Consider the following 19109-nt stretch of genomic DNA (forward strand, 5'->3'; position numbering starts at 1 on the left):
TCCGCCGAATGCCCGCCAATGGCGGGCAATGCCGCAAAACGCCGGCGTATGGTGGCCAACTGAACAGAACTGCCGGGAAATACGCAATCCACCGGCATTTTTGATGTGTAGTCACGAATAGTTACATAACTATTTGTTTTCTCTCGTTTTAACGAGACTTTTTCGGGAAAAATTTTTCGCCCGGGCGCCCCAAACGGCGCTTTGGGGAGTAACATCTGCCGTCCGTGGGTTGATCACTTGGCAGTGGGCCCCGGATTGCCGCCCGGCGCGTCAGGCGGGTCAGCTCCTCGGCCTGACGCGTCTGGGCTGCATCTTCCTCCGGCTCGATCATTCGATCGCCGGGGAAGCTCCCAGACTCTCTCTTTCGAACGCGCTGCGGCGCGTTTTTTCATGCCTGTTCCACGCAAACAAAAAGGCCGGCACCAAGGCCGGCCTTCTTACGCATGTCGGTAACGCTCAGGCCTTCTTCGAATGCGACACGCACCAGCCCTTCGCATTCACCGACTTGCCCGGGAACAGCTGGCACGGGCCATAACCCGAGGCGCCGCCCGAATAGAACTGGCAGTTGGCGCAGGCGTCGCCGGCCTTGCGCTTGGCGTCCTTGGTCGTATTCGCGTCCTCGACATAACCCAGCGCCTTCGCGGTCGGATCGTCGGGGCTCACATGCGGCAGGTCGGCGGCGCGCGCCGTGCGCGGCAGCGCGCCGATCATCGCGGCCGCCGCGACCGTGCCGCCGGCAATCTTCAGGAACTGGCGGCGGGACTCGAGTTCTTTGTCGTTCGACATTGGGGACAACCTCCGTCTTGGGGACATGGCGCCGCGCCGGGCGGCGAATCGGCGGCCATGGTACGCCCGGCCCGCACAACACCATGAGAATGGCTCGCATTCGGCGCCGCCGCGGTCAAAAGGGCCAGCGGAGCGGCGTGCTATAGTCCCCTGCCATTTGGACGTCCATATCGCATGAGCCAGGTCCTTCCCTCCTCCATCGCCGCCGAGCTGTTCGCCGGGCGCGCCGACGCGATCGCCGATGCCGCGCGCGACCTTGCGCTGGCCGGCTGGACGCCCGCCACCAGCAGCAATTTCTCCATGCGCATCGACGCGGAGCATGCGGCCATCACCATCTCCGGCCGCGACAAGGGCAAGCTCGGCCGCGACGACATCATGCTGATCGACATGCAGGGCAAGGCCGTCGGCACCGATGCGCGCCCCAGTGCGGAAACCGAACTGCACACGCAGATCTATCGCCGCCTGCCGCAGATGAACGTAGTGCTGCACACCCACTCGCGCACGCAGAGCGTGGCCTCGCGCCTGTTCGCGAAGGAAGGCGTGGTGCTGCTCGAGGGCTGGGAGCTGCAGAAGGCCATCGCCGGCGAAACCACCCACGAGGCCGCGCTGGCCATCCCGGTCTTCCCCAACACCCAGCACATGCCCGAGCTGGTCGCCCAGGTCGACGCCTGGCTGGACAGCGGCAAGCCGCTGCACGCCTACTTGATCAACGGCCACGGCATCTACACCTGGGGACGTGACATGGCCGAAACCCGCCGTCACCTGGAAGCCCTGGAATTCCTGCTGGGCTGCGAACTGGATTTGAGGAGACTGTCCGCATGAGCCGCCTGCGCATTTTCGACGAGCAGCGCCCCGACGCACCGCTTGCCGTCCACGCCGAGCACGCCGCCATCGCGCGCGAACTGGGCCAGGTCGGCGTGCGCTTCGAGCAATGGGAAGCCAGCCAGCCGATCGCCCCCGGCGCCAGCCAGGACGAGGTGATCGCCGCCTACCGCGCCGACATCGACCGCCTGATGGGCGAAGCGGGCTACCAGGCGGTCGACGTGATCAGCCTTACGCCCGACCACCCGGACCGCGCCGCGCTGCGCCAGAAGTTCCTCAGCGAACACACCCACAGCGAGGACGAGGTGCGCTTCTTCGTCGCCGGCGCCGGCCAGTTCACCCTGCACATCGACGGCAAGGTCTACGACGTGCTGTGCGAACAGGGCGACCTGATCGGCGTGCCGGACGGCACCCGCCACTGGTTCGACATGAGCGAGGCGCCCTACTTCGTGGCGATCCGCCTGTTCACCAACAAGGACGGCTGGGTCGCCAACTTCACCGGCGAGGACATCGCCCAGCGCTTCCCGCGCATGCTGCCGCAAGCATCGGGCCAGGCCACGGCCTGAGCTTCCGCTGTGCATCGGCGGGCCCGGTTCGACGGGCCCGCGTTTCCGCTATCGCTTCCACGGCTAACCGCATGACCGTCATCCGCGCCATCGTCACCGACATCGAAGGCACCACCAGCTCGATCAGCTTCGTCAAGGACGTGCTGTTCCCCTATGCGCGCAAGCGCCTGCCGGCCTACGTGGAAACCCACGTCGACACGCCCGAGCTGCAGCACTGGCTGCACGAGGCGGCGAAGGAAGCCGGCCTGGTCGAAGCCAGCCGGCAGGAAGTGATCGACCTGCTGCTGCGCTGGATCGACGAGGACCGCAAGTCCACCGCGCTCAAGGCGCTGCAGGGCATGATCTGGAAGGACGGCTACGCCAGCGGCGAATACCGCGCCCACGTCTACCCGGAAGTCGCCGCCCGCCTGCGCGCATGGCGCGGCGACGGACTGCATCTGTACGTGTATTCCTCCGGCTCCGTGGCCGCGCAGAAGCTGTTCTTCCAGTACAGCGAAGCCGGCGACCTGACCCCGCTGTTCGGCGGCTACTTCGACACCGAGACGGGCCCCAAGCGCGAGCAGGCCTCGTACGAGAAGATCGCCGCGGCGATCGGCGAGCAGCCGGAGCACCTGCTGTTCCTCTCCGACATCGTGGAGGAGCTGGACGCGGCCAAGGCTGCCGGCTTCCACACCGCCTGGCTGCTGCGCCCGCCGTTGGCGATGCCGGCCGAGCCGCGCCACCCGGCGTATACCGATTTCGACGCCATCGCTCCCTGATTCGGCCGCGTACCTCGCCATGCGCATCGCCCTGACCGCCCTGCTCGCCTTCGCCGCCGGCGTGCTGCTGACCCTGCTGGCGCACCGCGCCGCACCGGCGCTGGCGGATGTACGCCATCCGGCCGTGCCTGCCGTCGCGGCAACGGTCCATGCGCCCGCCGTCGCCGCCAGTTCGGCCGGGATCGCCGCCCCGGCCGCGGAAGAGGAAGCCGACCGCTGGCCGGAGCAAGCCTCGACGCCGGAACAGGTCGCCTACGCCCAGCCCCGCCTGCTGCGCGACGCGGTCGCCAAGCTCGGGCCGCGCGTACAGGGCACGCCCAATCTCTACCTGGTGGCCTTCGCCGGCGACGGCGGCGAGGACGTATTCCACAACGAGGCCGAATACGCCGGCAAGCTGTTCGCCGACCGCTTCGGCGCCACGGTGCACCCGTTGCTGCTGGCCAACAGCCCCGACACGCTGGACACCCGGCCGCTGGCCACCTGGAGCAACCTGGAAAGCGCGCTGGACGCGCTGTCCGGCACGATGGACAAGGACCAGGACATCCTCGTGCTCTACCTCACCTCGCACGGCGATCCGGACCACAACCTGCTGGTCGACATGGACCCGCTGCCGCTGGACCAGATCGGCGCGCCGGACCTGGCCGGCATCCTGACCAGGCATCCGTTCAAGTGGAAAGTGGTGGTGGTGAACGCCTGCTATTCCGGCGGCTTCGTGCCGCCGCTGAAAGGCCCCGGCACCCTGGTGCTCACCGCCGCGCGCGCCGACCGCAGTTCGTTCGGCTGCGGCAGCGATTCCGACATCACCTATTTCGGCCGCGCCTGGCTGGTCGATGCACTGAACCGCACCGCCGATTTCATCGCCGCGTTCCAGCAGGCCAGGGGCGAGATCGCGCAGTGGGAAACGCGCGACCATCTGACGCCGTCCGAACCGCAGATCGATGTCGGCGCCGGCATCGCGGACCAGCTGGCGCGCTGGCGCGGGCATGTGAAGCCGGGCCCGGCGGTGGCGTTCGAGCCGACGCATGCGGACGCGGAGCCGGCCGGCCAGCGCTGAGCCATGGCTCGTCATTCCGGCGCAGGCCGGAATCCAGTGACCTCGGCGTCAGGTTTTCGCGATAACGCGAAGGCATCCTGTCGCGAACATCCAACGTGACTGTCACTGGATTACGGCCTGCGCCGGAATGACGGCGGTGGGTTATTGCGCAGGATTTCTGTCGTATCAACTCGACTGGTGACGCGCTTCCAGCACGCGACACACATCGCTCGTACTCAAGCCGCGCGCACGCAGCGCGACCATCAGATGGAAGACCAGATCGGCGGCTTCGCCGAGCAGTGCTTCGTCATCCTGCACCACGGCGGCGAGTGCGGTTTCCACGCCTTCCTCGCCGACCTTCTGTGCGATGCGGCGGATGCCGTCTTCGAACAGCCGCGTGGTGTAGCTGCCGGCGGGACGTTCGGCGGCGCGCTGCTCCACCAGGCGATCCAGCGTGGCGAGAAAGCCCAGCGGCGGTGCGACGTCTGCGCGCTCGCCGAAGCAGCTGGAGGTGCCCAGGTGGCAGGTCGGCCCTTGCGGCTCGGCCTGCAGCAGCAGTGTGTCGCCGTCGCAATCGATGCGGGCGGACTTCAGCGCCAGCACATGTCCGGAGCTTTCGCCCTTGGTCCACAGGCGCTGCTTGCTGCGGCTGAAGAAGGTGACCTGAGCGGAACTCAAGCTGTGCGCCAGCGCTTCGGCATTCATATAGCCGAGCATCAGCACCTCACCCGTCAGCCAGTGCTGCACGATCGCGGGCAGCAGGCCATCGCCCTTGCTCCAGTCGAGCCGCGAGAAATCGGTGTTGAGGTCGCTCATGGTCGGTTCCGGTCAAAGCCGCGTGGCGATGCCCGCACGGCGCAGGTACTGCTTCAACGAGGGAATGGCGATGGCGCCGCTGTGGAACACGCTCGCGGCAAGCGCGCCGTCGACGTCGGCCACGGCGAAGGCATCGCGGAAATGCTCCGGCGCACCGGCACCGCCCGACGCCACCAGCGGCACGCGGCACAGCGCGCGCGCCGCGTGCAGCTGTTCGAGGTCGTAGCCTTCGCGCACGCCGTCGCTGCCCATGCAGTTGAGCACGATCTCGCCGGCGCCCAGGCGCTGCGCCTCGTCGATCCAGTCCAGCGTGCGCCGCGCCAGCGCCTGGGTCTTGGTGGGGTCGCCGGTGTACTGGCGCACGCGCCATTCGCCGTCGGCATCGCGCAGGCTGTCCACGCCCACCACCACGCATTGCACGCCGAAGGCCGCGGCCAGTTCGCCGATCAGGGCCGGGCGCTCCAGCGCGGGCGAATTGACCGAGATCTTGTCGGCGCCGGCATGCAGCACCTCGCGCGCATCTTCCACGCTGCGGATGCCGCCGGCCACGCAGAACGGGATATCGATCGCGCGCGCCACGCGCTCGACCCAGCCGCGGTCCACGCTGCGACCCTCGGGGCTGGCGGTGATGTCGTAGAACACCAGCTCGTCGGCGCCTTCGTCGCGATAGCGCAGCGCCAGCTCGACGATCTCGCCCATCACCACGTGGTCGCGGAAGCGCACGCCCTTGACCACCTTGCCGTCGCGCACGTCCAGGCAGGGAATGATGCGGCGGCTCAGCATGCCAGCGCCTCCTCGATGGTGAAGCGGCCTTCCAGCAGCGCACGGCCCAGGATCACGCCCTGCGCGCCGGCCGCGCGCGCGGCGACGATGTCGTCCACCGAGCGCACGCCGCCGGAGGCCTGCACGGCCAGGGTCGGCGCGGTCCTGGCGAGATCGCGGTAAAGCTCCAGGTTGAAGCCGGCCAGCATGCCGTCGCGATCGATGTCGGTGCACAACAGGTGGCGCGCGCCGCGCGCGGCGTACCAGGGCGCCAGCTCGTCCAGCGAACGCGCTTCCAGCTCGGTCCAGCCGGCGCTGGGCAGTGCCCAGCGGCCGTCGATGCGGCGCGTGTCCAGCGCGACGGTGAGCTTGTCCGTGCCGAACTTGCCCAGCCAAGCGCCGACCAGCGCCGGTTCGCGGATCGCCACGCTGCCGACCACCACACGCGCGACGCCGGCATCGAACAGGCGCTGCAGGTCTGCTTCGCTGCGTACGCCGCCGCCGGCCTGCACCTGCATGCCGTCGCGCGCGAGCGCTTCGATCACCTGCAGGTTGTCCAGGCTGCCGGAACGCGCGCCGTCGAGGTCCACCACGTGCAGCCACGCAGCGCCTGCCTCTGCATAGCGCCGCGCCAGCTCGCGCGGCTCGAACTCATAAGTGGTCTGCTGGCCGTAGTCGCCCTGACGCAGGCGCACCACGCGGCCGGTGCGCAGATCGATGGCGGGGATGACGGTGAAGCTCATAGTTCCAGGAAATTCTTGAGGAGCCGTGCGCCGACACCGGCGGAACGCTCGGGATGGAATTGCATGCCGTGGAAATTGCCGCGCGCCACGACGGCGGAGAACGCGCCGCCGAAGTCGGCGGTGGCCAGCGTGCTGTCGTTGGCCGGCACGGCGTAGCTGTGCACGAAATAGGCCCAGGCATCGGTGCCCAGTCCGGCCACCAGCGGATGCGCGCGCTCGACCCGCAGGCGGTTCCAGCCCATGTGCGGCACGCGCAGGCCCGGCGCCTCGGCAAAACGGCTCGCCGCGCCCGGGATCACGGCGAGGCATTCGGTGGCGCCTTCTTCAGAGCGCTCGAACAGCAGCTGCATCCCTAAGCACACGCCCAGCACCGGCTGCGTCAGCGAACGTATCAGCTCGACCAGGCCCAGCTCGCGCAGGCGCGCCATGCCGGGGCCGGCCGCGCCCACGCCGGGCAGGATCACCCTGTCGGCCTGGCGGATGGCGTTCGCATCGGAGGTCAGCGCGGCATCGACGCCCAGCCGCTGCAGCGCATAGCGCACCGAACCGATATTGGTGCCGCCGGCATCGACCAGGACCACGGCCATTACAACGCTCCCTTGGTGCTGGGCAGCTCGCTGCCCTCGCGGCGCAGGGCCTGGCGCAGCGCCCGCGCCACCACCTTGAAGCAGGCCTCGACCATGTGGTGCGCGTTGTCGCCGTACACGCTCAGGTGCAGGTTGGCGCCCAGCGTCTCGCACAGCGAGCGGAAGAAATGCGGCACCAGTTCGGTCGGCACGTCGCCGACGCGCTCGCGCGGGAAGCTGCCCTCGAACACGAAGTACGGGCGGCCGGACAGGTCCAGCGCCGCGCTGGCCTGCGATTCGTCCATCGGCAGGGTGAAGCCGTAGCGCGCGATGCCGCGCTTGTCGCCCAGCGCCTGGCGCAGTGCCTGGCCCAGCGCAAGCGCGCAGTCTTCGATGGTGTGGTGCTCGTCGATCCGGGTGTCGCCGTCGCACTCCAGTTCCAGCGCGAAGCCGCCGTGCTTGCCGATCTGCTCCAGCATGTGGTCGAAGAAACCCAGGCCGGTCTGCGCCTTGGGCTCGGCGACGCGATCCAGGTCCACGCGCACGGTGATGCGCGTTTCCCTGGTGTTGCGCGTAACCGTCGCGGTGCGCGGCGCATCCAGCAGCTGGTGCGCGATCTCCTCCCAGGCCAGGCCCTTGGGGCCGACCAGGAAACCGCGCACGCCCATGTTGGCGGCGAACTGCAGGTCGGTCTGGCGGTCGCCGACCATCGCCGAGGCCGCGCGGCTCCAGCCGTCGTCGGCCAGGTAATGGCGCAGCATGCCGATGCCCGGCTTGCGGGTGTCCAGGCCGTCGCGGGGGAAGCTGCGGTCGATCAGCACTTCGCGGAAGCGCACGCCCTGCGAGGCGAGGATGCGCATCAGCAGTTCGTGCGGGCCGGTGAAATGCGCCTCGGGGAAGCTGTCGGTGCCCAGGCCGTCCTGGTTGGTCACCATCACCAGTTCGTAGCCCGCCGCCACGCAACGTTGCAGCGCGGCGATCACGCCCGGCAGCAGGGCCAGTTTCTCGTAGCTGTCGATCTGTTCGTCGGCCGGTTCTTCGATCAGGCAGCCGTCGCGATCGACGAAAAGCAGTTTGCGGCTCATGCGCGGTCTCCATTCAATACGTCGAGCACACGCGCATTCTCTGCCGGCGTACCGATGGTGATGCGCAGTGCATCGCCCAGATTGGGATAACGCCGCACATCGCGCACGACGATGCCGGCGGCGAACAGGCGCTGGTAGGCGGCGCCAGCGTCGTCGAAGCGCACCGCCAGAAAGTTCGCCTGCGATGGCAGCACCTCGCGCACACCCGGCAAGGCGGCCAGCGCGGGCGTCATGCGCGCGCGCTCCGCACGCACGATGCGGATGTGCTCCGCCGCCTCCGCCTGGCCCTGCGCCGACAGGCCTTCCAGCGCCGCCGTCACGCACGGCAAGGGCAGCGGATACGGCGGGATGATCTTCCGCAGCAGGGCGATCACCTCGGCATGCGCCAGCAGCGTGCCGATGCGCGCGCCGGCCAGCGCCCAGGCCTTGGACAGTGTGCGCAGCACGGCGAGGTTGTCGTAGGTATCGATCAGCCCGGCGACGCTGCCGCCGTCCGCAAACTCGACATAGGCCTCGTCCACCACCAGCAGCGCGCGCCCGGCCAGTTCGCGCGCAAGACGTTCGATCGTCGCGCGCGGCACCGGCTGTCCGGTGGGATTGTTCGGCGTGCAGACGAAGACCAGCTTCACCGCCGGCGTCAGCGCGGCCAGCAAGGCATCGGCGTCCACCGTGAAGTCGGCCGCGAGCGGAACCTCGACGATGCCCGCGTCCTGGATGCGCGCGCAGACCGAGTACATGCCGAAGGTCGGCGGCTGGATCGCGATGGCATCGCGGCCCGCGCGGCAGAACGCGCGCACCAGCAGGTCGATCGCCTCGTCGCTGCCGCGGCCGACCAGCAGCTGCTCTTCGCGCACGCCGTAGAGCGCCGCCAGGGCGCGCAGCAGCGCTGCCGGCTGCGGATCGGGATAGCGGTTGCAGCCGCGCCCCGCCTCGCCCGCCGGCGCCCAGGCCGATTCGTTGGCATTGAGCAGGATCGCGCCGCCGCTGGCTTCCATGCGCGCCGAGGAATACGGCTGCATGGCGCGGAGCTCCGGGCGGGCCAGGTCGAGCACGCTCATGCCCTTGCCTCCAGCGCGGCCAGGCGCAGCGTCACCGCACGGCGGTGCGCTTCGAGCTGCTCGGCTTCGGCCAGCGTCGCGGTGCACGGGCCGATCGCGCGCAGGCCGTCGGCGCTCAGTTCCTGCACGGTGATCTGCTTCTGGAAACTGGCCACGGACACGCCGCTGTAGCTGCGCGCATAACCGTAGGTGGGCAGCACATGATTGCTGCCGCTGCAGTAGTCGCCCACCGATTCCGGCGTCCATGCGCCGAGGAAGATCGAGCCGGCGCTGTCGATGCCGTCCAGCAGCGCGCGCGGTTCGGTCACCTGCAGGATCAGGTGTTCCGGCGCGTAGCGATTGCTCACCGCCACCGCCTGCGCCAGCGAGTCGACCAGGATCAGCCGGCTCTGCGCCAGCGCCTGCGTGGCGATGGAGGCGCGCGGCAGCGCGGCGCACTGGCGCTCCACTTCCACCGCGACGCGGTCGAGCAGCGCATCGGAGGGGCTGAGCAGGATCACCTGCGAATCGGGGCCATGCTCGGCCTGCGACAGCAGGTCGGCGGCGACGAATTCCGGATCGGCCTTGCCGTCGGCGATCACCAGCACTTCCGAAGGGCCGGCCGGCATGTCGATGGCCGCGCCGTCCGGGTCGCCGGAAACCTGCAGCTTGGCCTCGGTGACCCAGGCATTGCCGGGGCCGAACAGCTTGTCGCAACGGGGCACACTCCCGGTGCCGTACGCCATCGCCGCGATCGCCTGCGCGCCGCCCAGCTTGAACACGCGATGCACGCCAGTGACGCGCGCGGCGTACAGCACCGCCTCGTCGCAGCGGCCGTCGGCGCGCGCGGGCGAGCACAGCACCACTTCGCGGCAGCCGGCCAGGCCCGCCGGCACGCCGAGCATCAGCGCGGTCGAGGGCAGCGGCGCGCTGCCGGCCGGCACGTACAGGCCGACCTTGGCGATCGGGCGCAGCACACGCTCGACACGCACGCCCGGCGCGGTTTCCACCGCCACGGGGCGCGGCGCGGATTCGCGATGGAAGGCGGCGATGCGTGCGGCGGCTTCTTCGATGGCGGCTTTCAGTTCGGGGGCAAGGGCCGCTTCGGCCGCGGCGAATTCTTCGACCGTCACTTCGATGGCGTCGATCGCGCAGCGGTCGTATTTCGCGCTCAGCTCGCGCAGCGCGGTATCGCCTTCGGCGCGCACCTTGGCCACGATCGCTTCCACGCCGCGGCGCAGTTCCTCCGCACGCGATTGCGCGGGACGGGCCAGCGCCTGCAGCTGCGCCGCGGGGTCGAGCGCGTTCCAGTCGAGTCGTTTCATGCCAGCATCTTCTCCACCGGCAGCACGAACATCTCGCGCGCGCCGGCCTTCTTGATCTCTTCGAGCTGCCGCCAGCTCACCTCGCCCGCGCACAGCGCCTGCAGCATCAGCTGGTCCGGCTGCCCGGCGACCGGCAACAGGGTCGGCTGCGGGCCGCCCGGCAGCAGTCGGGTCACCGCGTCCAGGTGCTGGCGCGAGGTCTGCAGCAGCAGCAGGCGCGATTCGCGCACCTGCATCACGCCGTCGAGGCGCTTGAGTAGCAGCTCGATCATGTCGCCGCGTTCGTCGGTGGGCAGCGTGCGCGGGCCGGCCAGCACCGCCTCGCTTTCCAGCAGCACGTCCGCTTCGCGCAGCTGGTTGGCGACCAGGGTGCCGCCGCTCTGCACCAGATCGCAGATCAGGTCGGCCGTGCCCAGGCGCGGGGCGATCTCCACCGAGCCGGCCAGCGTCACCACGCCGGCGTCGACGCCCTGGTTGCGCAGCCAGTCGCGCAGCAGGCCGGGATAAGAGGTGGCGATGCGCAGGCCGGCGAGCTGCTGCGGCTGCTCGTAGTTCATCTCCTGCGGCACCGCGATCGACAGGCGGCAGCGGCCGAAGCCGAGCGAACGCCATTCGGCCAGCGGCCCGGCTTCGCGCCCGTCGGTGAACGAGTATTCGCTCAGCACATTGCGGCCGACGATGCCCAGGTCGCATACGCCCTGGGCGATCAGGCCCGGGATGTCGTCGTCGCGCACCAGCAGCAGGTCGACCGGCTCGCCTTCGCCGAACAGGAACAGCTTGTCGCGGCTCTGGCGGAAGGTGAGGCCGCAGCGGTTGAGCAGGTCCAGCGCCGGCTCCGTCAGCCGGCCGGATTTCTGCATGGCGATACGCAGGCGGTCGCGCGGTTTCATGCCTTGCCCTTCCCTGCCGCGCCTTTCTTCGCCGCACGGCGGCGCGAAGCGCGCGCCGCGGCCGCGAGATAGCCGCCATTGCCCTGGTTGAGGAAGCGCGCCACGCGCCCGATGGTGGTGATGCTCACCGCGGTGCGCTCGTGGATCTCCCGATACGGCACCTCGTCCAGCAGGTACGGCACCACCCGCCAGCGATCCACCAGCACTTCAAGCTCCGCCGGCGTGCACAGGTCGCGCAGGAAGGCGCTCATCTCCTCAGTGTTCTTCAGCGACAGCAAGGCCTCGCTGAGACTGAGTTCGGCGGACTCGGCGGGCAGTTCGGGATCCAGCGATCGACGCTTCATAATGTACTAACGCGTTAATACAGTGGAGCAGACTATACCCGGGTTGTGCGCTTGCAGCAAGCCGCTTGCCTTGCCCCTCTTCTCCCCTCCGGGGTGAGGGGCCGGGCGAAGCGCGGCCTCCACGCCACTACAATCCCCCGACCTCCTGGCCCGACACCTGTTTCATGACACCCACCCGTCCAGCCATCATCCTCCCCACCGCCCACCTCCTGCTCTTCACCGTCACCGCCTTCGCCCTGATCTGCGGCGCTGCCCAGTTCTGGCGCCACGACCTCGACCCCATCGCCGTTCCCTTGAGCATCTATCTCACCGGCCCCGGCGGCGCATACGTGCGGCTGGCCTACTACCTGATCTCAGTGGGTTTACTGGGTTTTGCCCTGGGCAGTTATCGCGCCACTGCGCCCGCGCTGCGCAGCCGCCTGGCTTCGACGCTGTTTGCAGGCGCCGGCCTCGCCTTGCCACTCGTCGCCATCACCGAACTCTTCGCCGGCACTCCGCACGAGAACCAGGCCCGCCTGGTCCACGGCCTGGCGGCCCAGGCCACGTTTCTGTGGCTGAGTTTCGGGATGCTGCTGTTGAGCGCGCGGTGGCGACGCGATCCTCGCTTGAGCGCCGGCACGGCACCGGGATGGATCATCGCCTGGCTCGCAACGATCATGCTCTGGCTACAGGTCTTCCTGCGCGACCTGCCGCATGGACTGATGCAGAAACTGACGATCGCCTTGATTCTGGTGTGGCTGGCGTGGGCTGCGCGGCATATGCGGCGCGCGGCTTTGCATCAAGCTACCGATTGAAGAAGCGTCGAACGTCTCGCTCCGCCCGGCCCCTCACCCTGCCCTCTCCCCGGAGGGGAGAGGGGTGAAAGGGTGTCGCAAGAAGCGCAGCGCTAAAGCTGGCCTCAGTCCGGCTCTTAGGCCATTTCTCTTGGGTTACTTTCTCTTTGGGCCAGCAAAGAGAAAGTGACCCGGGCGCCGGCAGGCGCACGGAACGCCCGCTGCGTAAGCGGCCAAGTCGAGGTAGCGCGACAATCAGGCGATACCGCAACTGGATTCCGGCCTGCGCCGGAATGACGAGCAAAAGCAGGCGCACGGAACGCCCGCTGCGTAAGCGGCCAAGTCGCGGTATCGCGACCATCGAGCGATACCGCTACTGGATTCCTGCCTGCGCAGGAATGACGAGCAAAGCGCACGGAACGCCCGCCGCGCGAGCGGCCAATCACCCCACCGCGCGCCGCTGCACCAACTCGCACACCGTGCGCACATCCCCATCCATCGCGCGATCGCGCGACATGAACCCGATATGCCCACGCAACACATCATGCGCCTTGCGCACCGCCTCACCCGCGTGGAAATCGCCCACCTCCGCCAGCGCCAGCGTCAGCTGCTGCACCTCAGCGGCAAACTGCGCGTAATGCGCATGATCCTCGCGCGGCGCGTTCGACACCTTCGCCGCCAGCGCCTTCCAATCGCCGCGCGCAGCGAGACGGCGCGCCGCATTGAGCATCGCCTGGCGGAAATCCAGCGCCTGCGCCGCGGTGTACAGCTCCAGCGCGATCACATGACTGAGATCGTCCAGCATCTCCAGCACATGCCGCGCCTCGTTCGCACCCATGGACACATGATCCTCGGCGTTCGCGCTGGTCGGCACCGAGTACACGCTGGCCGGATGCGCACGCGTGGCCAGGTCGTTGACCAGCGCGGCCGCGGTGTACTGCACGATCATGAAACCCGAATCGGTACCGTCCTCGTTGCCGGTCAGGAATGCCGGCAGGCCATCGTTGGTCGCCGGGTCGACCAGCTTGTTGAGGCGGCGCTCGGAAATCGACGCCAGCACCGGGATCGCCGCCTTCACGTAGCTCATCGCCAGCGCCAGCGGCATGCCGTGGAAGTGGCCGGCGGAAATCACCTGCTCCTCGATGAACTGCGCGCCTTCCGCATCGGGGAAGATCAGCGGATTGTCGGTGACCGCATTGAGCTCGATATCGATCACGCGGCAAGCCTGCGCCCAGGCATCGCGCACGGCGCCATGCACCTGCGGCATGCAGCGCAGGCAGTAGGCGTCCTGCGGCTGGTGCTTCTTGCCACCCTTGAACGGCAGGAAGCGGCTGTAGAAAGCCTCGCGCCCGTGGCGCTGGTTGGCCGGCACCCAGTCCCAGCCGATGTCGAAGCTGAGCGCCTGGTCCTCCGGCGCCGTCCATGCGTCGGCCGCCCACTGCTTGAAGCGCGGCACCAGGTGATAGGGGATGTCGACCAGGGTGCTTTCGGTCAGCAGGTCGCGCACGTGCCCGGCCGTCTCGACCTGGCCGGGATGCGGGCGCAACGCGTGCACTTCGGGGCGCAGCGCGCCGCTGCGGCCGGCAAAGGCGTCGAGCGTCATCGCCGCGGCGAGGTCGGCGGTGTCCAGCAGGTATTCCAGCGTGTCCAGCGCCAGCGCGGCGGTGGCGAGCATCTGCGCGGTGCCGTTGTTCAGCGCCAGGCCTTCCTTGAAGGACAGGCGGATCGGCGCGAGACCGACGCGCTCCAGCGCCTCGGCGCCGGGCAGGCGCTCGCCCTGGTAAAAGGCTTCGCCGCCGCCGAGCAGCACGATGGCCAGGTGCGAGAGCGGCGCGAGGTCGCCGCTGGCGCCCACCGAGCCCTTCTCCGGCACCACCGGCACCACGCCGCTGTTGAGCAGCGCGGCGAGCGCGCGCAGGGTTGCCACGCGGATGCCCGAGTGGCCGCGCATCAGGGTATTGATGCGGATCACCAGCATGGCGCGCACCACGTCCTCGGCGAACGGCTTGCCGACGCAGACGGCATGGGTGGTGATGAGGTTGTGCTGCAGTTCTTCGAGCAGCGTGCCTTCCGGCTTTTCAGGATGCCCCCCGGGCAGTTCGTCGCGCAGGCGATGCGCACCGAGCAGCTTGTCCGCGTTGCTGCCGAAGCCGGTGGTGACGCCATAGGTCGGCTCGCCGCAGCTCACCTTGTCGGCGAGGAAATCCGCCGCGCGCTGCACGCGCGCCAGCTGCGCCTCGTCCAGCGCCACCGGCACGCGCTGGCGCGCGGCGGCGACCAGTTGCGCGCGGGTGAGGCTGCTGCCATCGAGTCGGATCTGCTCAACGCTCATAGAGGTACTCCGCGCCTGACGGCGCCGATCAGAATGGGGAAAGGGAATCGGGGGAAGCGGCGCCGCGGCAGCGCGCGACGGCGCGCATCACCGCGGTCGGGCACTCGCCGGTGACCGCCGAGCCGCGCATGCCGCCGCGGCCGAGCTGCGGCTCGTCCAGTTCGTAGCCATGCGTGCAGCGGGCGGCGGCGGTGCGTTCGATCTCGGCGCGCAGGCGCTGCGCGGTGGCGGTATCGACGGAAAATCCGCAGTCGGTGCGGACGATCTCGTAGACGCCCGGCTGCAGGCGCCGCACCTCGGTGTCCGCGATGCAGCCGGAAAGCGCGAACGCCGCCGTCAGCAACAGCGCCCGCGCTGGCCTCACGGCGCGATCTCGGCCTGGGCCAGCTCCACGCGCAGCGTCTTGATCAATTCGGCGCGCGCGACTTCGAACTGGTCCTGGCGGCGCATGTCCTTGACCGTGACCACGCCCTTGGCCAGCTCGTCCTCGCCCAGCACCAGCACGAAGCGGATGCCGGCGCGGTCGGCGTACTTGAACTGCCTGGCCAGCTTGCCGCCCTCGAGCACCACCTCGGTGGCGATGCCGGCACCGCGCAGTTCGCTGGCGAGCGCCAGGTAGGCCGGCATGCGCGCTTCGTCCATCTGCGTCACCAGCACCTCGACGGTGCTGCGCGCGGTGTTGATCAGGCCAGCCTCGCGCAGCTGCCAGTACAGGCGGGTCAGGCCGATCGAGATGCCCACGCCCGGCAGGCGCGACTTGGTGTACTGGCCGGCCAGGTTCTCGTAGCGGCCGCCGGAGCAGATCGAGCCGATCTGCGGATAGTCGTTGAGCGTGGTCTCGTAGACCGTGCCGGTGTAGTAGTCCAGCCCGCGCGCGATGGAGAGGTTCAGCGCGAAATGCGATTCCGGCACGCCGAAGTCGCGGATCAGGCCCAGCACTTCCTTCAGCTCGGCGCGGCCCTGCTCCATCGATTCCGGGCCGGGACCGAGCGCGTCCAGCTGCTCAAGGGCCTGCTGCAGCGAGCTGGAACGCACCTGCACGAAGGCGAGGATCTTGTCCGCCACCTCGGCGGCGAGGCCGAAGTTCGTGCCGGTCAGCGTCTCGCGCACGTAGTCGGCGCCGCGCTTGTCCAGCTTGTCCACTTCGCGCAGCACCAGGGTCTGCTGCTCCGCGTCCAGCACGCCCAGGCTCTCGAAGAAGCCGCGCATCAGCTTGCGGTTGTTGAGCTGGATGGTGAACGCGCCAATGTTCAGTTCGCGGAACACACTGTAGATCACCGCCGGCAGCTCGGCGTCGTAGCGCACCGACAGGCCGTCCTTGCCGATCACGTCGATGTCGCACTGATAGAACTCGCGGAAGCGGCCGCGCTGGGCGCGCTCGCCGCGGTACACGCGCTGCATCTGGTAGCGGCGGAACGGGAAGCTCAGGTCGTGCTCGTGCTCGGCCACGTAGCGGGCCAGCGGCACGGTGAGGTCGAAGCGCAGCGCCAGCTCGGGCTTCTCGCCCTGCTCGAGCGAACCGGTGGACTGCACGAAGTAGACCTGGCGCTCGGTCTCGCCGCCGGTCTTGGTCAGCAGCACATCGGAGTACTCCATCACCGGCGTCTCCACCGGCAGGAAGCCAAAACGCTCGTAATTGCGGCGGATCGTGTCGAGCACGCGCTGGAAAGCGATCTGGTCGAGCGGCAGCAGCTCGAGTACACCGGGCATGGTGCGGGCCTGGGTAAGCGCCATGAAATCCTCTGCTTCAAGAAGAAGAAAACGGCTGGGCGCCGATCGCGCGCAGCGGTAGCCGCATAGGTTAGCAGAAGGCCCGCGCGGCCCTTGGCCGGCCACGCCGCGCAATCCGAATGATCCGGACCTGTTGCGAAGTCCGCCAAGGGTCATTAAGATACGCGGCTCCCACGGGGTGTAGCTCAGCCTGGTAGAGCGCTACGTTCGGGACGTAGAAGTCGCATGTTCGAATCATGTCACCCCGACCAAATTCGATGAAAAAGCCGGCCCCGCGCCGGCTTTTTTATTGCGCCCGGTTCGGCCGCTGCGCGCACCGCGGCCCGCCGCTCAGTCGGTAAGCGCCAGCTCCGCCAGCCGGTCCATTTCCTCCGCGTCGAAACCCGCCTCCAGCCGCGCGGCGCGATTGAACGGCCCGCGCGGCACGCGCCCCATGTAGTCGCGCAGCAGATCGAGGAAGGCCTGGCGCGGCTCCAGCCCGTCGCGCTCGCAGCAATGGCGGAACCAGCGGGTGCCGGCGGCGACGTGGGCCACTTCCTCGCGCAGGATCACTTCCAGGATGGCGATGGTGCGCTCGTCGCCCGCGCCGCGCAGGCGCTCGATGATGCCGGGCGTCACGTCCAGCCCACGCGCCTCCAGCACGCGCGGCACCAGGGCCATGCGGGCGGTGTCGTGGTGCGCGGTCTTCTCGGCCATTTCCCACAGGCCGTTGTGCGCGTCGAAATCGCCGTAGGCATGGCCCAGTTCCGCCAGGCGGCCGCTGAGCATGTCGAAGTGGCGCGCCTCGTCGTGCGCGCAGCTGGCCCAGTCGCGGTAGTACGCCTCCGGCTTGCCGCGGAAGCGGTACACCGCGTCCCAGGCCAGGTTGATCGCGTTGAATTCGATATGCGCGACGGCGTGCACCAGCGCGGCGCGGCCTTCCGAGGTGCCCAGGCCGCGGCTGGGCACCTTGCTGGCGTGCACCAGCAGCGGACGTTCCGGACGGCCTGGGGCGCCGATCGGTTCGGGCGGGGGCGAGGCCGGGTCGGGCTGCAATTCACCGGCCAGCAGCGCATTCCACGCTTCGCGCGTCAGGCGCACTTTCTGCGCCGGATCGGTGGCGTCGAGGCAGCGCCTGGCGGCTTGGTGCAGATCGGTCATGCGGCAAGTGTAGGTTGGGGTGAGCCGCAGGCGAACCCCAACATCGTTTTCCATCATGCGCCTCGCCATGTTGGGGTTCGCCTGCGGCTCACCCCAACCTGCGCGGCACGGCAGGCGCTTACGCGCTGCGGCGCGCCGCCTTGGCGTCGTCCGAGCGCAGCATCTCGATCTGCTCCAGATACTGCTTGTCCAGGCCGGTGACGTATTCGCCGTTGAAGCAGGACGCGTCGAACTGGGTCAGCGATTCGTTGCCGTCCTGCACCGCCCAGAACAGGTCCTTCAGGTCCTGGTAGATCAGCCAGTCGGCGCCGAGCATCTGCTCGACTTCCTTCTCGGTATGGCCGGCGGCGACCAGCTCCGACGCGGCCGGCATGTCGATGCCATAGACGTTCGGGTAGCGCACCGGCGGCGCCGCGGAGGCGAAGAATACGTTGCGGGCGCCGGCGTCGCGCGCCATCTGGATGATCTGGCGCGAGGTGGTGCCGCGCACGATGGAGTCGTCCACCAGCAGCACGTTCTTCTTGCGGAACTCCAGCTCCACCGGATTGAGCTTGCGGCGCACCGATTTCACGCGCTCGCCCTGCCCCGGCATGATGAAGGTGCGGCCGATGTAGCGGTTCTTGACGAAGCCCTCGCGGAACGGCACGCCCAGCGCCTCGGCCAGCGCGCTGGCGGCGGTGCGCGCGGTGTCGGGGATCGGGATCACCGCCTCGATGCCGTGGTCCGGACGCTCGCGCAGGATTTTCTCGGCCAGCTTCTGGCCCATGCGCAGGCGTGCCTTGTAGACCGAGACGTTCTCGATCATCGAATCCGGGCGCGCCAGGTACACGTATTCGAAGATGCACGGCGCATGCGTCGCGCCCTCGGCGCACATGCGGCTGAACAGCTGGCCGTCGACGCTGATGAACACCGCCTCGCCCGGCGCCAGGTCGCGCAGGCGCTTGAAGCCCAGGATGTCCAGCGCCACCGACTCGGAGGCCACCGCGTACTCGCGCCCTTCGGCGGTGACGCGCTCGCCCAGCACCAGCGGGCGGATGCCGTTGGGATCGCGGAAGGCCAGCAGGCCGTAGCCCAGGATCAGCGCCAGGCAGGCGTAGCCGCCGCGCGCGCGGGCGTGCACGCCGGCCACGGCCTTGAAGATATGGTCCGGGGTCAGCGCCATGCGATCCTGGATCTGCAGCTCGTGCGCGAGCACGTTGAGCAGTACTTCGGAATCCGAATCCGTATTGATGTGGCGACGGTCGTCCTCGAACATCTCGCGCCGCAGCGTCTCGGTGTTGACCAGGTTGCCGTTGTGCGCGAAGGCGATGCCATAGGGCGAGTTGACGTAGAACGGCTGCGCCTCGGAGGAACCCTCGGAGCCGGCCGTCGGATAGCGGCAATGGCCCAGGCCGATGCGGCCGCGCAGGCCGTTCATCGCGGTCTGGTTGAACACGTCGCGCACCAGTCCGTTGCCCTTGTGCAGGCGCAGCCGCGCGCCCTCGACGGTGGCGATGCCCGCCGCGTCCTGGCCGCGGTGCTGCAGCACGGTCAAGCCGTCATAGAGAGCCGATGCCACCTCGGTGGTACCGACGATGCCGATGATTCCGCACATGGTTGT

The 19109-nt window shown here is 68.8% G+C and carries 20 protein-coding genes and 1 tRNA gene; 6 read left to right on the forward strand and 15 right to left on the reverse strand.

Annotation, left to right across the window (positions count from 1 at the left end; all coding sequences use genetic code 11):
- Positions 1-456: 456 nt before the first annotated feature.
- The gene (locus tag BM172_RS02675) at positions 457-786 is read right to left on the reverse strand and encodes a high-potential iron-sulfur protein (protein WP_026634539.1); all 330 of its coding nucleotides are present in this window, start codon (positions 784-786) and stop codon (positions 457-459) included.
- A gap of 174 nt (positions 787-960) precedes the next feature.
- Here BM172_RS02675 and BM172_RS02680 point away from each other — a divergent pair, with 174 nt between their 5' ends.
- The 4 genes from BM172_RS02680 (at position 961) to BM172_RS02695 (ending at position 3986) form a co-directional block, all read left to right on the forward strand.
- On the forward strand, positions 961-1608 hold the full coding sequence (locus BM172_RS02680; protein ID WP_026634540.1) for a methylthioribulose 1-phosphate dehydratase: 648 nt from the start codon (positions 961-963) through the stop codon (positions 1606-1608).
- A complete protein-coding gene (locus BM172_RS02685; RefSeq protein ID WP_026634541.1) occupies positions 1605-2174 on the forward strand; it encodes a 1,2-dihydroxy-3-keto-5-methylthiopentene dioxygenase in 570 nt (189 codons plus the stop codon). Before BM172_RS02680 ends, BM172_RS02685 begins: the two co-directional genes overlap by 4 nt.
- Before the next feature lie 71 nt (positions 2175-2245).
- Positions 2246-2932, forward strand: a complete 687-nt coding sequence (mtnC, locus tag BM172_RS02690; RefSeq protein WP_026634542.1) for an acireductone synthase — start codon at positions 2246-2248, stop codon at positions 2930-2932.
- Positions 2933-2951: 19 nt separating this feature from the next.
- Positions 2952-3986 (forward strand): C13 family peptidase, encoded by a 1035-nt coding sequence (locus tag BM172_RS02695; protein ID WP_026634543.1) that lies wholly within the window; start codon positions 2952-2954, stop codon positions 3984-3986.
- Positions 3987-4151: 165 nt separating this feature from the next.
- Here BM172_RS02695 and hisIE read toward each other — a convergent pair whose 3' ends face one another.
- Genes hisIE through BM172_RS02740 form a run of 9 tightly spaced genes read right to left on the reverse strand, consistent with a single transcriptional unit; the run spans position 4152 to position 11533 of the window.
- Positions 4152-4781, reverse strand: coding sequence for a bifunctional phosphoribosyl-AMP cyclohydrolase/phosphoribosyl-ATP diphosphatase HisIE (gene hisIE, locus BM172_RS02700; protein ID WP_026634544.1), 630 nt, complete (start codon positions 4779-4781; stop codon positions 4152-4154).
- A gap of 12 nt (positions 4782-4793) precedes the next feature.
- Positions 4794-5564, reverse strand: coding sequence for an imidazole glycerol phosphate synthase subunit HisF (gene hisF / locus BM172_RS02705; protein WP_026634545.1), 771 nt, complete (start codon positions 5562-5564; stop codon positions 4794-4796).
- Positions 5558-6286 carry a 1-(5-phosphoribosyl)-5-[(5-phosphoribosylamino)methylideneamino]imidazole-4-carboxamide isomerase gene (gene hisA, locus BM172_RS02710; RefSeq protein WP_026634546.1) on the reverse strand — a complete coding sequence of 243 codons (729 nt, stop codon included), beginning with the start codon at positions 6284-6286 and terminating at the stop codon, positions 5558-5560. The genes hisF and hisA overlap by 7 nt, the downstream gene beginning before the upstream one ends.
- Entirely contained in the window at positions 6283-6873 is a 591-nt protein-coding gene (gene hisH, locus BM172_RS02715) for an imidazole glycerol phosphate synthase subunit HisH (RefSeq protein WP_026634547.1), read from the reverse strand. Before hisH ends, hisA begins: the two co-directional genes overlap by 4 nt.
- On the reverse strand, positions 6873-7937 hold the full coding sequence (hisB, locus tag BM172_RS02720) for a bifunctional histidinol-phosphatase/imidazoleglycerol-phosphate dehydratase HisB (RefSeq protein ID WP_026634548.1): 1065 nt from the start codon (positions 7935-7937) through the stop codon (positions 6873-6875). The genes hisH and hisB overlap by 1 nt, the downstream gene beginning before the upstream one ends.
- The gene (hisC, locus tag BM172_RS02725) at positions 7934-8995 is read right to left on the reverse strand and encodes a histidinol-phosphate transaminase (protein WP_026634549.1); all 1062 of its coding nucleotides are present in this window, start codon (positions 8993-8995) and stop codon (positions 7934-7936) included. The genes hisB and hisC overlap by 4 nt, the downstream gene beginning before the upstream one ends.
- A complete protein-coding gene (hisD, locus tag BM172_RS02730; protein ID WP_026634550.1) occupies positions 8992-10299 on the reverse strand; it encodes a histidinol dehydrogenase in 1308 nt (435 codons plus the stop codon). The genes hisC and hisD overlap by 4 nt, the downstream gene beginning before the upstream one ends.
- Complete coding sequence (gene hisG, locus BM172_RS02735) at positions 10296-11189, reverse strand: ATP phosphoribosyltransferase (protein WP_026634551.1); 894 nt, start codon at positions 11187-11189, stop codon at positions 10296-10298. Before hisG ends, hisD begins: the two co-directional genes overlap by 4 nt.
- A complete protein-coding gene (locus BM172_RS02740; protein WP_026634552.1) occupies positions 11186-11533 on the reverse strand; it encodes a YerC/YecD family TrpR-related protein in 348 nt (115 codons plus the stop codon). The genes hisG and BM172_RS02740 overlap by 4 nt, the downstream gene beginning before the upstream one ends.
- Before the next feature lie 164 nt (positions 11534-11697).
- Between BM172_RS02740 and BM172_RS02745 the strand changes: the two genes are divergently transcribed.
- Positions 11698-12327: a DUF998 domain-containing protein gene (locus BM172_RS02745; protein WP_026634553.1), complete on the forward strand. Its 630-nt coding sequence runs from the start codon at positions 11698-11700 to the stop codon at positions 12325-12327.
- A gap of 421 nt (positions 12328-12748) precedes the next feature.
- Here BM172_RS02745 and BM172_RS02750 read toward each other — a convergent pair whose 3' ends face one another.
- Genes BM172_RS02750 through hisS form a run of 3 tightly spaced genes read right to left on the reverse strand, consistent with a single transcriptional unit; the run spans position 12749 to position 16372 of the window.
- On the reverse strand, positions 12749-14638 hold the full coding sequence (locus BM172_RS02750; protein WP_026634554.1) for an HAL/PAL/TAL family ammonia-lyase: 1890 nt from the start codon (positions 14636-14638) through the stop codon (positions 12749-12751).
- Positions 14639-14666: 28 nt separating this feature from the next.
- Positions 14667-15002: a hypothetical protein gene (locus BM172_RS02755; RefSeq protein WP_143096428.1), complete on the reverse strand. Its 336-nt coding sequence runs from the start codon at positions 15000-15002 to the stop codon at positions 14667-14669.
- The gene (hisS, locus tag BM172_RS02760; RefSeq protein ID WP_026634556.1) at positions 14999-16372 is read right to left on the reverse strand and encodes a histidine--tRNA ligase; all 1374 of its coding nucleotides are present in this window, start codon (positions 16370-16372) and stop codon (positions 14999-15001) included. Before hisS ends, BM172_RS02755 begins: the two co-directional genes overlap by 4 nt.
- Before the next feature lie 171 nt (positions 16373-16543).
- Between hisS and BM172_RS02765 the strand changes: the two genes are divergently transcribed.
- A tRNA-Pro gene (locus BM172_RS02765) sits at positions 16544-16620 on the forward strand.
- Positions 16621-16699: 79 nt separating this feature from the next.
- Here the strand turns inward: BM172_RS02765 and BM172_RS02770 are convergent.
- Complete coding sequence (locus BM172_RS02770) at positions 16700-17509, reverse strand: ferritin-like domain-containing protein (protein ID WP_026634557.1); 810 nt, start codon at positions 17507-17509, stop codon at positions 16700-16702.
- Positions 17510-17627: 118 nt separating this feature from the next.
- Positions 17628-19103 (reverse strand): amidophosphoribosyltransferase, encoded by a 1476-nt coding sequence (gene purF, locus BM172_RS02775; RefSeq protein WP_026634558.1) that lies wholly within the window; start codon positions 19101-19103, stop codon positions 17628-17630.
- Positions 19104-19109: the final 6 nt, after the last annotated feature.

The sequence above is a fragment of the Dyella marensis genome (assembly GCF_900112865.1).
GTDB classification, from domain to species: domain Bacteria; phylum Pseudomonadota; class Gammaproteobacteria; order Xanthomonadales; family Rhodanobacteraceae; genus Dyella_D; species Dyella_D marensis_A.

What these genes read in the sequence shown, in the direction of transcription:
- BM172_RS02675 (WP_026634539.1), bottom strand. Translation starts at nt 786, where the DNA reads ATGTCGAACGACAAAGAACTCGAGTCCCGCCGCCAGTTCCTGAAGATT.
- BM172_RS02680 (WP_026634540.1), top strand. Translation starts at nt 961, where the DNA reads ATGAGCCAGGTCCTTCCCTCCTCCATCGCCGCCGAGCTGTTCGCCGGG.
- BM172_RS02685 (WP_026634541.1), top strand. Translation starts at nt 1,605, where the DNA reads ATGAGCCGCCTGCGCATTTTCGACGAGCAGCGCCCCGACGCACCGCTT.
- mtnC (WP_026634542.1), top strand. Translation starts at nt 2,246, where the DNA reads ATGACCGTCATCCGCGCCATCGTCACCGACATCGAAGGCACCACCAGC.
- BM172_RS02695 (WP_026634543.1), top strand. Translation starts at nt 2,952, where the DNA reads ATGCGCATCGCCCTGACCGCCCTGCTCGCCTTCGCCGCCGGCGTGCTG.
- hisIE (WP_026634544.1), bottom strand. Translation starts at nt 4,781, where the DNA reads ATGAGCGACCTCAACACCGATTTCTCGCGGCTCGACTGGAGCAAGGGC.
- hisF (WP_026634545.1), bottom strand. Translation starts at nt 5,564, where the DNA reads ATGCTGAGCCGCCGCATCATTCCCTGCCTGGACGTGCGCGACGGCAAG.
- hisA (WP_026634546.1), bottom strand. Translation starts at nt 6,286, where the DNA reads ATGAGCTTCACCGTCATCCCCGCCATCGATCTGCGCACCGGCCGCGTG.
- hisH (WP_026634547.1), bottom strand. Translation starts at nt 6,873, where the DNA reads ATGGCCGTGGTCCTGGTCGATGCCGGCGGCACCAATATCGGTTCGGTG.
- hisB (WP_026634548.1), bottom strand. Translation starts at nt 7,937, where the DNA reads ATGAGCCGCAAACTGCTTTTCGTCGATCGCGACGGCTGCCTGATCGAA.
- hisC (WP_026634549.1), bottom strand. Translation starts at nt 8,995, where the DNA reads ATGAGCGTGCTCGACCTGGCCCGCCCGGAGCTCCGCGCCATGCAGCCG.
- hisD (WP_026634550.1), bottom strand. Translation starts at nt 10,299, where the DNA reads ATGAAACGACTCGACTGGAACGCGCTCGACCCCGCGGCGCAGCTGCAG.
- hisG (WP_026634551.1), bottom strand. Translation starts at nt 11,189, where the DNA reads ATGAAACCGCGCGACCGCCTGCGTATCGCCATGCAGAAATCCGGCCGG.
- BM172_RS02740 (WP_026634552.1), bottom strand. Translation starts at nt 11,533, where the DNA reads ATGAAGCGTCGATCGCTGGATCCCGAACTGCCCGCCGAGTCCGCCGAA.
- BM172_RS02745 (WP_026634553.1), top strand. Translation starts at nt 11,698, where the DNA reads ATGACACCCACCCGTCCAGCCATCATCCTCCCCACCGCCCACCTCCTG.
- BM172_RS02750 (WP_026634554.1), bottom strand. Translation starts at nt 14,638, where the DNA reads ATGAGCGTTGAGCAGATCCGACTCGATGGCAGCAGCCTCACCCGCGCG.
- hisS (WP_026634556.1), bottom strand. Translation starts at nt 16,372, where the DNA reads ATGGCGCTTACCCAGGCCCGCACCATGCCCGGTGTACTCGAGCTGCTG.
- BM172_RS02770 (WP_026634557.1), bottom strand. Translation starts at nt 17,509, where the DNA reads ATGACCGATCTGCACCAAGCCGCCAGGCGCTGCCTCGACGCCACCGAT.
- purF (WP_026634558.1), bottom strand. Translation starts at nt 19,103, where the DNA reads ATGTGCGGAATCATCGGCATCGTCGGTACCACCGAGGTGGCATCGGCT.